Source organism: Aureimonas endophytica, assembly GCF_014642635.1.
Taxonomy (GTDB): Bacteria; Pseudomonadota; Alphaproteobacteria; order Rhizobiales; family Rhizobiaceae; genus Plantimonas; species Plantimonas endophytica.
Genome location: NZ_BMIQ01000001.1, coordinates 305106 through 317801, shown reverse-complemented (window position 1 = coordinate 317801; position 12696 = coordinate 305106). Strand labels below are relative to the sequence as shown.

General features: G+C 68.8%; 12 protein-coding genes and 1 pseudogene. 2 read left to right on the top strand and 11 right to left on the bottom strand.

Annotated elements, in window-relative coordinates; genetic code table 11:
• Positions 1-20: 20 nt before the first annotated feature.
• Positions 21-545 (bottom strand): ABC-three component system middle component 2, encoded by a 525-nt coding sequence (locus IEY14_RS01600; RefSeq protein WP_210318254.1) that lies wholly within the window; start codon positions 543-545, stop codon positions 21-23.
• The gene (locus IEY14_RS01595; RefSeq protein WP_188906470.1) at positions 533-1534 is read right to left on the bottom strand and encodes an ABC-three component system protein; all 1002 of its coding nucleotides are present in this window, start codon (positions 1532-1534) and stop codon (positions 533-535) included. The genes IEY14_RS01600 and IEY14_RS01595 overlap by 13 nt, the downstream gene beginning before the upstream one ends.
• A 147-nt stretch (positions 1535-1681) precedes the next feature.
• Here IEY14_RS01595 and IEY14_RS01590 point away from each other — a divergent pair.
• Together IEY14_RS01590 and IEY14_RS26275 are read left to right on the top strand one after the other, a co-directional pair.
• Positions 1682-1876, top strand: a pseudogene (locus IEY14_RS01590) (arsenical resistance protein ArsH); the annotation flags it as partial.
• Positions 1877-1898: 22 nt separating this feature from the next.
• Entirely contained in the window at positions 1899-2771 is an 873-nt protein-coding gene (locus IEY14_RS26275) for a YnfA family protein (RefSeq protein ID WP_188906469.1), read from the top strand.
• Positions 2772-2829: 58 nt separating this feature from the next.
• On the opposite strand, the gene IEY14_RS01580 is transcribed toward IEY14_RS26275, so the two are convergent.
• From IEY14_RS01580 to IEY14_RS01540, 9 genes are all read right to left on the bottom strand, one after another.
• Positions 2830-6003 carry an efflux RND transporter permease subunit gene (locus IEY14_RS01580; protein WP_188906468.1) on the bottom strand — a complete coding sequence of 1058 codons (3174 nt, stop codon included), beginning with the start codon at positions 6001-6003 and terminating at the stop codon, positions 2830-2832.
• Positions 6000-7493: an efflux RND transporter periplasmic adaptor subunit gene (locus IEY14_RS01575; RefSeq protein ID WP_188906467.1), complete on the bottom strand. Its 1494-nt coding sequence runs from the start codon at positions 7491-7493 to the stop codon at positions 6000-6002. The genes IEY14_RS01580 and IEY14_RS01575 overlap by 4 nt, the downstream gene beginning before the upstream one ends.
• Positions 7493-7897, bottom strand: coding sequence for a FixH family protein (locus IEY14_RS01570; protein ID WP_188907342.1), 405 nt, complete (start codon positions 7895-7897; stop codon positions 7493-7495). Before IEY14_RS01570 ends, IEY14_RS01575 begins: the two co-directional genes overlap by 1 nt.
• 121 nt (positions 7898-8018) lie before the next feature.
• Entirely contained in the window at positions 8019-8429 is a 411-nt protein-coding gene (locus tag IEY14_RS01565) for a hypothetical protein (protein ID WP_188906466.1), read from the bottom strand.
• 4 nt (positions 8430-8433) lie between these two features.
• Positions 8434-9033, bottom strand: coding sequence for a cytochrome b (locus IEY14_RS01560; protein ID WP_188906465.1), 600 nt, complete (start codon positions 9031-9033; stop codon positions 8434-8436).
• A 56-nt stretch (positions 9034-9089) separates the two neighbouring features.
• Positions 9090-10361 (bottom strand): adenylate/guanylate cyclase domain-containing protein, encoded by a 1272-nt coding sequence (locus IEY14_RS01555; RefSeq protein ID WP_188906464.1) that lies wholly within the window; start codon positions 10359-10361, stop codon positions 9090-9092.
• Between the two features lie 84 nt (positions 10362-10445).
• On the bottom strand, positions 10446-10730 hold the full coding sequence (locus IEY14_RS01550; RefSeq protein WP_188906463.1) for a copper-binding protein: 285 nt from the start codon (positions 10728-10730) through the stop codon (positions 10446-10448).
• Positions 10731-10765: 35 nt separating this feature from the next.
• Positions 10766-11257 (bottom strand): cupredoxin domain-containing protein, encoded by a 492-nt coding sequence (locus IEY14_RS01545; RefSeq protein ID WP_188906462.1) that lies wholly within the window; start codon positions 11255-11257, stop codon positions 10766-10768.
• Positions 11258-11298: 41 nt separating this feature from the next.
• Complete coding sequence (locus IEY14_RS01540) at positions 11299-12687, bottom strand: multicopper oxidase family protein (RefSeq protein ID WP_188906461.1); 1389 nt, start codon at positions 12685-12687, stop codon at positions 11299-11301.
• Positions 12688-12696: the final 9 nt, after the last annotated feature.

Here is a 12696-nt window from a genome sequence, read left to right as displayed (position 1 = left end):
ATGGCGGAGGCGGATACCCGTCACGGCAGATCGCGTCCGGGTTCGTCGACGGGCAGTTCCGCCGTCCAGCGACCGATCTTTTCGGTGACGAGCTGGGCGAGACCTCCCTCCGGCAGCTCGCGAACGAGGGCGGCCAACCAATCAGCACGCAACTTCAGAGCTTCGGTGTATCCGGACTGCAGGGTCCGAAGGAAGCTCGGCGCATCCTCGCCCGCGACGAACCGGATGCCGCTCTCGTCGTGCACCACGTCAACCAAGTTGACGCGATGCATCAGCCGCACGCTCTCCTCCACCAGACGACGACGGACGAGGATCTCGCCGACCCTGTTCGGAAGGTCGGGATGGAGGCTCGACGGTGCAGCCGTTCCGGCATAGCCGTCGAGGTCGGAGGTATGGACGACGAGATGGTCCAACCACGTCATCTCCGCAAGGTCGCACCCCCGCGGATGGAGGGCGTCCAGCACGACGAGGGCCCGCAGCCCGGTCTCCAGCGGACTGTTGAACAAAGGGGCGCGAAATTCATCGGGTCGGTTCATCGTTTCCATGAAAGCCGACCTTCATTGATAAAGTGGTGACAGACGCCCTGCTTCACGGGCACTCGAGCGTAACGGGCAAGTGCGCCCGCGGGTGCCACGCTCTTCGCCTCCTTCATCACGGCGGTCATTCGTCCGAGCGCATCCGGATACGCTTCCCTGTGTGTGTCGACCACGCCATGGTAGACGTCTTCCGTGAAAGCCGACATCACCTCCGGGAACGTGCTCTCCCGGTAGTACCTCTTGAACTCGACTGCGTGGAAGAAACGCTGTCGCTGATCGCGCAGATCGTCGCCCCAGACAGGATGCGTCAGAACCTCATGGGCTCCGGCGAAGACGATTGTCTCCCGCTCTCCATACGCGTCAACGAGCTGCCGGAGATAGGGTGCTTCCTCCGCCTGCATGTCTTCGGGAACGACGCCGGGAGGCGCTTCGCCGGGGTCGTCGTCGAACCATTTGACTAAGACCGGCCGGATCGCCGGGTCCTCCGAGAGGCTGCCTGCGTCGAAGCCGTGGACGCGGGTGAAGTCGAAGGCACGGATGGCGGCTTCGATCTCCGGCGAAAGGGGAACCACAGAGTTCTCCACGAGGGCCGGGGCGCAAACGTCGTCCCATCGATCGATGAACGCCTGCCGAAACCGCTCGGGATGGGCAATGAACGTCAGAACGTTGCGCACCATGCCTCTCGGCGCGACGAAGAAGTAGGCACGCGGGAGCCGAAACGCACCGTCCGCAACGTGCATGAAGATCTTGCCGAGTTCCACGAAGGCTGAAGCTTCAGACAGCCTGGTCCCCAGCTGCTTGCATTGGTAGTTGTCCCAATCGCCCTCGTGGCGTCGCTCCGTCACGTATCCGACGACGTCCCGTCCCATGTCGCCGGTACCGTTCCAACGCTGGCTGCTGTGGTAGTCCCGCGTTCGGACGCTGAGCCAGTCCTTCACGAAGGCTTCCAACCGCTCGGCCGGCAAGGCCGTGATCAGGGCCGCATGGTTTGTCCGCATCTCGCTTCGTAGGCGCTGGTGTACGGGGAAGAAGGCGAATCGAGCCTGACGATCCCTTCACTTCCATATTAATCCGCAACCGGAGCAGCGTCTGCACCTCCTCTCTTTCCGAGTGCCGGCATCATCTAACGCGGCACGTTCGGAGCTGCGTCCCTTGAGTCCGACGAGGCGGGGCGCATGAAGCCGTCCGCCCTCTACCAGCGCGTCGTCGACGTCTGCGAGGAGCTGGCGAAGTTCACCCATCTCGTACGGGGCCGCGCCGACTACCTGACGGACCGCTACTCCGAGCGCGTCGAGAGCGGCGAGAAGCTGTCCGAGCGCGTGAACCAGCGCACCCTCTGATCCTCTTGTCCCCGGACATTCCATGCTCGCGCTCGCGATCTTCGTCGCCACGCTCGTCCTCGTCATCTGGCAGCCCCGGGGCCTTGGCATCGGGTGGTCGGCACTCGCCGGCGCCGCGGTCGCACTGGCGACCGGCGTCGTCGGCTGGGGCGACGTCGGGACGGTCTGGCACATCGTCTGGGACGCGACGTTCACCTTCGTCGCGCTGATCGTCATCTCGCTCGTCCTCGACGAGGCCGGGTTCTTCGCCTGGGCTGCGCTCCACGTCGCCCGCTGGGGCGGAGGCAACGGGCGGCGGCTGTTCCCGCTCGTCGTCCTGCTGGGCGCGGCCATCGCCGCCGTCTTCGCCAACGACGGGGCCGCGCTGCTCCTCACCCCGATCGTGCTCGCCATCCTCCTGCGCCTCGACTTCCCGCCCGCGGGGGCGCTCGCCTTCGTCGTCGCCTGTGGGTTCGTCGCCGACGCTGTACGTCCTGACCGCACTCGCCGCCGCTTCGGCCTGCCTGGTCTCGCTCCTCCGCCGGGGGCATCCGTCGCTGTCCGCCGAGCCCGAAATGAGGAACGGATCCACATGACGCCCGTCATCTACGCCGCCGCCGCCCTCGCCGAAATCGCCGGATGCTTCGCCTTCTGGGCTTGGCTTCGTCTCGATCGCTCGCCGCTCTGGCTGGTGCCGGGCATGCTTTCCCTCGCAGCTTTCGCCTGGCTCCTCACGCTCGTCGAGACGGAGGCGGCCGGGCGGGCCTACGCGGCCTACGGCGGCGTCTACATCGTCTCGTCGATCCTGTGGCTCTGGCTCTCGGAGGGTGCCCGCCCCGACCGCTGGGACGTGGTCGGCGCGATGGTCTGCCTGCTCGGTGCCGGAATCGTTCTCCTCGCGCCTCGGGCGCCCTGAGCAGATCCGTCCCGGACTCCCGGGCGGAGCGGCGTCTTCCGCAATCCGGAACCGACCGTCACGCGGCTTCCACTTCCCACCCGGTCTCGTCCTTGTGAAGTCCCGGACCCACCGATGCGCTTCCGGCCAGGTCCCACCCCTTCACGAGACCGAACACCGCAGGAATCACCAGGAGCGTCAGCACGGTCGACGAGACCATGCCTCCGATCATCGGCACGGCGATGCGCTGCATGATCTCGGACCCGGCGCCGTGGCTCCAAAGGATCGGCAGGAGCCCCGCCATGATGGCGACCACCGTCATCATCTTCGGCCTCACGCGCTCCACCGCGCCGACCATGATCGCCTCGCGCAGCGCCTCGCGGTCGAACGGCCGCCCTGAGGCCATGCGGTTCGCCCTGACCTCGGCCACCGCGTGCTGGAGGTAGACCAGCATGATCACGCCGGTCTCCGCGGCGACGCCGGACAGGGCGATGAACCCGACCGCGACGGCGACCGACATGTTGAAGCCGAGCCACCACATGAGCCAGACGCCGCCGACGACGGCGAAGGGCAGCGACAGCATGACGATCAGCGTCTCCGTCAGGGCCCGGAAGTTCAGGTAGAGGAGGAGGAAGATGATCGCGAGCGTGAGCGGAACGACGACCGCGAGGCGCGCCTCGGCCCGTTCGAGGTACTCGAACTGGCCGCTCCAGGCGACGCGGTAGCCCGGCGGCAGCTTCACCTGGTCCCTCACCGCCGCCTGCGCGTCGCGCACGTAGCCGCCGAGGTCGCGCCCGGCGATGTCGACGAAGACGTAGACGGCGAGCTGGCCGTTCTCCGTCCGGATCGACGTCGCGCCACGCGTCGTCTCCACCTTCGCCACGTCGCCGACCGGGACGCTCCCGCCGCCGGGCAAGGGTACCTGGACGCTTCTCGCCACGGATACCGGGTCGGAGCGCGCCTCGCGGGGATAACGGACGACGACAGCGTACCGCTCCCTGCCCTCGACCGTCGTCGTGACGGTCTCCGCGCCGAGCGCGGTGGCGATCGTATCCTGGACGTCGCCGACCGACAGGCCGTAGCGGCCGAGCGCGGTCCTGTCCGGCACGATGTCGAGGAAGTAGCCCCCGATCACCCGCTCGGCGTAGGCGCTCGACGTGCCCGGCACGGTCTTGAGGACCGTCTCGATCCGGCGGGAGACCGCCTCCATCTCCTTCAGGTCGGTGCCGAAGACCTTCACCCCGACGGGCGTGCGGATGCCGGTCGACAACATGTCGATGCGGGCGCGGATCGGCATCGTCCAGGCGTTCGAAACCCCGGGAAACTGGAGCGCGGCGTCCATCTCCCGCTTCAGGCTCTCGAGCGTCGTGCCCGGTCGCCACTCCTCGCGGGGCTTCAGGTTGATCAGCGTCTCGAACATCTCCGTCGGCGCCGGGTCGGTGGCCGTCAGCGCCCTTCCCGCCTTGCCGTAGACCGACGCGACCTCCGGAAACGACCGGATGATGCGGTCCTGCGTCTGGAGGAGTTCGGCCGCCTTCGTGACGGACAGCCCCGGCAGGGTGGTCGGCATGTACATCAGCGTTCCCTCGTCGAGGTCCGGCATGAACTCGGAGCCGAGCTGGCGTGCCGGCCAGACCGACACGGCGAGGATCGCGACCGCGAGGAGGATCGTCGGGACCTTGGCCCGCAGCACCGTCGCGATGACCGGACGGTAGAGGGCGATCAGCACCCGGTTCACCGGGTTCCGGTGCTCGGGAACGATCCGGCCGCGCACGAACAGCACCATCAGCGCCGGGACGAGGGTGATCGACAGGAGCGCCGCCGCCGCCATCGCGAAGGTCTTGGTGAAGGCGAGCGGGCCGAAGAGCCGCCCTTCCTGCGACTCCAGCGTGAAGATCGGCAGGAAGGACACCGTGATGACGAGGAGGCTGAAGAACAGCGCCGGGCCTACCTCGCTCGCGGCCTCGACGAGGATCTCCAGCCTGGGCTTCCCGGGCGGCGCCCGCTCCAGGTGCTTGTGGGCGTTCTCGATCATGACGATGGCCGCGTCGATCATCGCGCCGACCGCGATGGCGATGCCGCCAAGGCTCATGATGTTGGAGCCGAGGTCCGTCAGCTTCATGGCGGCGAAGGCCATGAGGATGCCGACCGGGAGCATCAGGATGGCGACGAGCGCGCTCCTCAGGTGCAGGAGGAACACGACGCAGACCAGCGCCACGATGAGGCTCTCCTCCAGGAGCGTCCCCTTCAACGTCTCGATGGCCCGCCCGATGAGCTGCGAGCGGTCGTAGACGGGAACGATCGAGGTGCCCTCGGGGAGGCTCGGGAGCACCTCGGCGATCCTCGCCTTCACTTCGTCGATGACGTCGAGGGCGTTCGCGCCGTAGCGCTGGAGCACGATGCCGCTCGCGACCTCTCCCTCGCCGTCGAGTTCGGCGATGCCGCGGCGCTCGTCGGCCGTCGTCTCCACCCGGGCGACGTCGCGAAGGCGCAGCGGGACGCCTGCCTCGCTCATGAGGACGACGTCGCCGATGTCCTCGACGCCGCGCAGGTAGCCGCGGCCGCGGACCATGTACTCGGTCTCGGTCAGCTCGATCGTGCGGCCGCCGACGTCCATGTTGCTCGCGGCGACCGCCTTGCGGACCATGTCGAGGGTGACGCCCTGCGTCCGCATGCGGTTCGGGTCGACCACAACGGCGTACTGCTTGACGAAGCCGCCGACGCTCGCGACCTCGGCGACCCCGTCGGCGTCGGACACGGCGAAGCGCACCACCCAGTCCTGGAGCGAGCGCAGTTCGGCGAGCGTCCTTTCCTTCGCGACGACGGCGTACTGGTAGACCCAGCCGACGCCCGTGGCGTCCGGTCCGAGGGTCGGGCTGACGCCCGCGGGAAGGCGGCGGGCCGCGCCGTTCAGGAACTCGAGGACGCGGCTCCTGGCGAAGTAGGGATCGGTGCCGTCCTCGAAGATGACGTAGACGAAGGACACGCCGAAGAACGAGAAGCCGCGCACGACCTTCGACTTCGGCACGGTCAGCATGGCGGTCGTGAGCGGGAACGTCACCTGGTCCTCGACGACCTGGGGCGCCTGTCCCGGATACTCGGTGTACACGATGACCTGGACGTCCGAGAGGTCCGGGATCGCGTCGAGGGGCAGCGTCCGCAGGGCGTGGAGGCCCGCGAGGATCGCGAAGACCGTCCCGACGAGGACGAGGACGACGTTGCGCGCCGACCACCCGATGATGCCGGGGATCATGGCTTGGCCTCCGCTTCGTCCGCACGCGGTGCCAAGGCCGTCAGCGCGGCCTTGAGGTTGCTTTCGGCGTCGATCAGGAAGTTGGCGCCGACGACGACGCGGTCGCCTTCGGCGACGCCGGAGGCGATCTCGGCGTAGGCGTCCCCGCGGGCGCCGATCTCCACCGCACGCGGCTCGAAGCGGCCCTCGCCCCGGTCGAGGATCACGACGCGGCGGCTGCCGGTGTCGAGGACGGCCTCGTTCGGGACCGCGACGACGGGTGCGGGCGAGCCTCCGTCGACGACGACGTCGGCGTACATTCCCGGCAGCAGCAGTCCCTCGCGGTTGTCGACCGCGATCCTCACCCTGACGGTGCGCGTGGCGGCGGCGACTTGCGGGTAGACGAGGTCGACGACGCCCCCGAGGGTCCGGCCGGGCCGGCTCGTCGGACGGATCGCGGCGGCCGAGCCGACGCGCACGTCGGCGACCTGGCTCTCGGGCACGTCGGCGACGACCCAGACTGTCGCGATGTCCGCGAGGCGGAACAGGACGTCGCCGGCCTTCGCCATCATCCCGCGCACTGCCGACCGCTCGAGGACGACGCCGTCCTGGGGAGCGGACCAGACCATCGAGAGCGGCACCTTGCCGGTCCGCTCGATCTCCCGGATCGCCTCCTCGGGCGCGTCGAGGTTCTCGAGCCGCAGCCTCGCCCCTCCTCCGGTCTTCGAAGCCCCGCCCTTCACCTCGATGACGAGCTGCGCCCCGGCCGCCGCCATCTCGGGCGAATAGAGCCTGACCAGCGGCGTTCCCTTCGTCACCGCGGAGCCGGTCGTCGCGTCGGCGACCTCCTCGACGAAGGCGTCCGCCCGCGTCGTCACCACCGCGATCCGGCGCTCGTCCAGCTCGACGACGCCCGGGACGCGGAGCGGCCGGGAGACGGACCGCCGTTCCACGGCCTCGGTCCGCACGCCCGTCCTCTGGACCCGCCCCGGCGAGATCCTGACGATCCCCGCCTCCTCCTCGGGACCGTCGTAGACCGGAATGTAGTCCATCCCCATCGAGTCCTTCTTCGGAACCGGGGAGGTGTCCGGCAGTCCCATCGGGTTGCGGTAGTAGAGGACCTTCCTCGCGCCGGTCTCCGGGACCGCCGGGGCCGTCGGCGCCCCGGCTGCCGGGGAGGAGGCAGGATCCGCCGCCGCCGCGTCGCTTCCGACGGGGACCGGCACGTAGTCGCGGCCGTCGGCCGTCCGCTTCGGTCCCGCCGAGTAGAAGGGCTTGCCGTCCGGGTCGCGGTAGTAGGCGGTCGGAGCGGCGTTCGCGGGCGTGGAGCGCGGGGCGACCGCAGGGGATGCGGGCGCATCGGCGGCGGGTGCGGCGGCGCTTCCGGCGACGAGGGACGGCAGCGTGGCGACGAGATCCGCGAGGTCCGGACGGCCGAGGCCGAGCCAATAGCCTCCGCCCCCCGCCGCGGCGAACGCGACGAGGGAAAGGCCCAAGAAGAGCGGTCGCATCAGTCGGCGGCCTTGAGGACCAGTTCGTCGCGGAGGGTCCCCTCCTCGCCCTGCACCTTCGCGCCGAGCGAGACCCGCCATCCGCCGGCCATGACGAAGTTCCCCTTCAGCTTGTAGACGCCCGGCTCGCCGGACGGGACGACCTCGACGGGCGCCGTCATCGTCTCCATGCCGTCCGGCGCCATGTCGAGGCGGGTCTCGAAGATGACCGCGTCCGGAACGGTCCGACCCGTCCGCGTGTCGACGAGCCTGACGCGGAAGGGGACGGCCTTGCCCGTCGGGACCGTATCTCCCACGAGCTGGAACTCGTAGTCGGACATCGCGGCTGCCGCGCCGGACGCGAGGCCGGCGCACAGGCATGCGACGAGCGACGCGGCGGCGACGCGTTTGGTGAAGTGGTTCATGTGGTCGTCCTGATCGATCGGCCGGGCATCGTGCCCTTCGGCCGCACGGCGCATGCCGTGGCTGTCCCTTCACCCCGTTTCCGGGGCGCTCGATGCGGCGCGGAGGAGCGCCGGGAAGCGGTCAGGTCTTCGGAGGTCGGGGTGGCGGTGGCCGCGCCAACGACGCGAGCATCCGGTCGGGCCACGGTCGGAACACGGCTTGCGACCAGTTACCGAAAGCCGTGTCGGCGGCGGCGGGGAGACCGGCGGGAATGCACTGCGCCACGCAGGTGGTCATCGTCGGGCACGCCGACTTCCCGCAGTCCTTCGGATCCGGCTTCGCCTTCTCCGGGCAGCACGGCATTGCTTCGGCTGTCGCTTCGCCGTCCGCGCCGGCCATGCCTTCCATGTCGGCCATGGACCTCGCCGGCATGTCCGCGTCCACGGCGGCCGGCCGCGGCGCCGACGCCATGGCTTCGCCCGCGGGCACGAGCGCCAGCGCGGCGACGACCAGTGTCGCGAGGAAACCTCCGAGGCGGTACGTTCTCTTCACGTGGTCATGATGCCATGCCGCCGGGTGCGCGTGAAGGCCGTCGCACGGATTCGACCTTCCCTCGCGGAGCGCCCCGAACGGCGCGGCGCCGGGGGAGCATCCCGCCGACGACGCCGTCCCTCCGGACGAGGTGGAACACGGCACCCAGGACGTGCAGCGCAAGGAGCACGAGGATGACCTTCCAGATCCATACGTGGAAGAAGGCGGCTCCTCCCCAGAGGTAACGGGCCGTGAAGCCGCTCGCCGCCTGGGCGAGAAGGGCGAGGTAGAGGCCGGAGTGCACCACCGCGGCTGCACGCTCCCGGAAGTGCACGGGGATCGCGTTCCGACCGCGGTGCAAGCGCAAGGCGAGCCGGGCCACCATGAGGACGCCGATGGCGATCCCCGACCACGTGTGGACCGCATGCTCGATGAGGTCGATCGGTCGCGGGCGCATCAGGGACGAGTGGGTGCGCATGATCGCGTCGTAGGTCAGCCACTGGACGACGACGAGGCCGACGACGGTCCAGTGGAGAAGCACCTGGACCCGCGACCAGCGCGGACGCTCCGATGCGTCGCCGGCTCCCGCGGCGTCTACGGCCGGCATCCGCCCCGACATGTCCATCCGCTTCCCCTCTCCCCAAGCGCCGGCGCCGGTCGACCGGGCAAGCATACGTGCATTCAATGAAGGAATTCCGCAGGCAGGAAGGCGACGTCGACAGGCTCCACCCGCCCCGGCACCTCCACCCCGCGGCGGAGCTGCCATGTCGCTCCGAGGGAAGACGGCGGCAGCCGCTCGACGACGGCGCCCGATACCACCAGCCGCGCCGACAACGCCTTGCACATCGATTGCAGGCGCGCCGCAAGGTTCACGGTATCGCCCAAGACGGTATGCTCGCCGTGCGCACCGCCGGCGACGACGCCCCCGACGACCGCTCCGAAGTGGAGGCCGATGCCGAACGTCATCGGCTCGGCGCCGGACCTCGCCCGCGCCTCGCTCCAGGTGTCCAGGACGTGCACGAGATGGCACGCGCATTCGAACGCCCTCGCGGCGTCGGAGGGGTGGGAGCCGTCGGAGCCGAACACCGCCATCACGCCGTCGCCCATGAACTTGTCGACCGTGCCGTCCCAATGGCCGACGGCGTCGACGACGCGCTTGCGGTATTCCGCGAGCAGGCTACAGAGGTCCTCGGGCGGCATGGTCTCGGCGAGGCCCGTGAAACCGCGGATGTCGACGAAGAGGACGGCCGCCTCGCGACGGGCGAGGCCGATCCGCAGACCGTCGATCGCGATGCGCTCCGCCGTGCTCGGCGCGAAGAAGCGGGCGAGGTTCACCCTCTCGGAGGCGCTCGCTACGGCGGTCACGACGACCCGCCGTATGTCGACCGCCAGCATGACCTGGAACACGGCTACGGCGAGGAAGGCGACGGCCCGGACGGCCGCCTCCCGCAGGTCCCCCGCCGAGGGCAGCCCCGCGTCCGGCCCGGACAGCATCGCGGCGACAGCGGCGGCTGCGGTACCGATCGAGACGATCGCCGCAAAGGCCGCCACCGTGCCGGCGCGCATCCTGAGGCCCGCATGCGCGAGGAGGACGAAGGCAATCGCCAGACTGGGCGTCGAGACGGCCTCGCCGATGCCGACTCCCGGGATGAACATGTGCTCGGCGGCGAGGTAGATTACGAGAGCGGCGTCGACGACGACGTAGACCCAGTTCATCCACGGCCTATAGGCCTCGAAGATCGCAAGTCCGACCGCCGTCACCGTGGTGGCAGCGTATGCGAGCAGAAGGACGAGGTGGACGCGGTGGCTGCCGCCGTCCGGCTCGAGCGCCACGGCGAGCGCGAATAACGCAAGGGTCACGAAGCGCCAGAGGGCCGTCCTCAGTTCGCTCCTCGTCTCGACGTCGGAAAGGATCCTCGCCGGATCCCCGCTCGCCGCGTCGATGGACACCATGGGCTTCTCATCCTGCCGGTTGGGGCCGACCCTCCGACGGGCCTGCCGGAGGACGGCGGGCCTGAAGGCCCGCCGTCGAAGCCGTCACTTAATCTCGACGACCGTCATCTTGCCCTTCACCTTCTCGGCGACGAACTCGATCTTCTTGCCCACCGAGGCCTTCTTGAACGTCGCCTCGTCCGGCACGACGAACACCATGGTCATCGCGGGCATCTCGAGGTTCTTCAGCTCCTCGTGCTTGATTGTGACCTTCTTGGCCTTCTCGTCGACCTTGGTCACCTCCCCTTTGGTGTACTCCGCGGCCACGGCCGGCAGCGCCGCAGCGCATGCGACGAGGGTGGCGAGGGCGAGCTTCGTGAACGTCTTCATCTTCGGTATCCTGTCTTTCGATTGATTTGGATGGATCACTTCATGACCACGAGGGGACCATGCATGCCGGCCTCGTAGTGGCCGGGGATCAGGCAGGCGAACTCGAAGTTGCCCGCCTTGGAGAAGGTCCAGACGATCTCGCCCTTGGCGCCCGGCTCGAGCCGGATGGCGTTCGGATCGTCGTGCTCCATCTCGGGGAACTTCTGCATCACCTCCTTGTGCTCCGCGAGGGTCTTCGACTCGTCCATGACGAACTCGTGGGCGTTCTGCCCGGCGTTCGTGAACTGGAGGCGCAGCGTCTCGCCCTGGCGGACCTGGAGCTTGGCCGGCTGGAACAGCATCTTGCCGTCCTCCGTCTCCTTCATGGTGATCTTGACGATGCGAGCGTTCGCGCCCTTGCCGCCCGGCTTGCCGACGGCGAGTTCATCGTGTCCGCCCGCGTGGCTGCCGGACGCGAGCGCCGGCCCCGCGGCGATCACGGCGACAGCGGTCGCGGCCGCCGCGACGGCCATGTGCAACTTCTTCATGCTCTTCTTCCCGTTCGGTTGAGGGTTGGTATCCGCGGCCGTCACTCGTGGCCGGAATGGTCTGCCTGCGCCGCCGAGGCGGACTTGCCCGCCGGGCGCAGGGAACTGCCGTCGGCGCTGCCGGCGGGTGCGGACGGCGCTTCGGGAAGCGCTCCGGTCCATTCGTAGGCGACGGTACCGGGGGGATGCCGGTACTCGCCGGGGTCCTCGTAGGAGCCCTTCTCGATGCCCTCGCGCACCTTCACGACGGTGAACATGCCGCCCATCTCGAGCGAACCGAACTGCCCCCATCCAGTCATCATCGGGATGGTGTTGTCGGGCAGCGGCATCGACATCTCCGCCATGTCGGCCATGCCCTTCGTGCCCATCGGCATGTAGTCGGGCTGGACCTGGCGGATCTTCTTGGCGACCTTGGTCTTGTCCATCCCGATGAACGTCGGGATCTCGTGCCCCATGGCGTTCATCGTGTGGTGCGACTTGTGGCAGTGGAGCGCCCAGTCGCCCTCGTAGACCGCGTCGAACTCGTAGGCCCGCATCGCGCCGACGGGGATGTCGATCGTCACCTCCGGCCAACGCGCCTCGGGGCGCACCCAGCCCCCGTCCGTGCAGGTCACCTCGAAGTCGTAGCCGTGCATGTGGATCGGGTGGTTCGTCATGGTCAGGTTGCCGACGCGAATGCGCACGCGGTCGTCCTTGCGCACCACCAGCGGGGCGACGTCCGGGAAGACCCGGCTGTTGATGGCCCACAGGTTGAAGTCGGTCATCTCCATGACCCGCGGGACGTAGGTGCCGGGGTCGATGTCGTAGGCCGAGAGCAGGAACACGAAGTCCCGGTCGACCGGCATGAAGTTCGGATCCTTCGGGTGGATCACGAAGAAGCCCATCATGCCCATGGCCATCTGGACCATCTCGTCGCCGTGCGGATGGTACATGAAGGTCCCGCTCTTCTTCGCATCGAACTCGTAGACGAAGGTCTTGCCGGACGGGATCGGGGGCTGCGTCAGACCCGTGACGCCGTCCATCCCGCACGGCAGGATCATGCCGTGCCAGTGGACGGTCGTGTGCTCCGGCAGCTTGTTGGACACGAAGATGCGGACGCGGTCGCCCTCGACGCACTCGATCGTCGGGCCGGGCGACTGGCCGTTGTAGCCCCAGAGGTAGGCGGTCATACCCTCGCCCATCTCACGCTCGACGGGCTCGGCGACGAGGTGGAACTCCTTCACGCCGTTGTTCATCCGGAACGGCAGCGACCAGCCGTTGAGGGTCACGACGGGATTGTAGTGCGGCCCCTGCGAGGGGACCGGCGGCACCTGCGTCGCCGCGCTGTCCATGGTGGGCGCCTCCGGGAGCCCCATGGCGGACGTGCGCGACCAGGCCGCGGCACCCACGAGCGCCGCGCCGGCGCCGATCAACTGTCGTCTCGAAACCATTATGGATCT

Excerpts from the sequence above, each read along its gene's own strand:
- IEY14_RS01600 (WP_210318254.1), bottom strand. The coding sequence starts at position 545 with ATGGAAACGATGAACCGACCCGATGAATTTCGCGCCCCTTTGTTCAAC.
- IEY14_RS01595 (WP_188906470.1), bottom strand. The coding sequence starts at position 1,534 with ATGCGGACAAACCATGCGGCCCTGATCACGGCCTTGCCGGCCGAGCGG.
- IEY14_RS26275 (WP_188906469.1), top strand. The coding sequence starts at position 1,899 with ATGCTCGCGCTCGCGATCTTCGTCGCCACGCTCGTCCTCGTCATCTGG.
- IEY14_RS01580 (WP_188906468.1), bottom strand. The coding sequence starts at position 6,003 with ATGATCCCCGGCATCATCGGGTGGTCGGCGCGCAACGTCGTCCTCGTC.
- IEY14_RS01575 (WP_188906467.1), bottom strand. The coding sequence starts at position 7,493 with ATGCGACCGCTCTTCTTGGGCCTTTCCCTCGTCGCGTTCGCCGCGGCG.
- IEY14_RS01570 (WP_188907342.1), bottom strand. The coding sequence starts at position 7,897 with ATGAACCACTTCACCAAACGCGTCGCCGCCGCGTCGCTCGTCGCATGC.
- IEY14_RS01560 (WP_188906465.1), bottom strand. The coding sequence starts at position 9,033 with ATGGACATGTCGGGGCGGATGCCGGCCGTAGACGCCGCGGGAGCCGGC.
- IEY14_RS01555 (WP_188906464.1), bottom strand. The coding sequence starts at position 10,361 with ATGGTGTCCATCGACGCGGCGAGCGGGGATCCGGCGAGGATCCTTTCC.
- IEY14_RS01550 (WP_188906463.1), bottom strand. The coding sequence starts at position 10,730 with ATGAAGACGTTCACGAAGCTCGCCCTCGCCACCCTCGTCGCATGCGCT.
- IEY14_RS01545 (WP_188906462.1), bottom strand. The coding sequence starts at position 11,257 with ATGAAGAAGTTGCACATGGCCGTCGCGGCGGCCGCGACCGCTGTCGCC.
- IEY14_RS01540 (WP_188906461.1), bottom strand. The coding sequence starts at position 12,687 with ATGGTTTCGAGACGACAGTTGATCGGCGCCGGCGCGGCGCTCGTGGGT.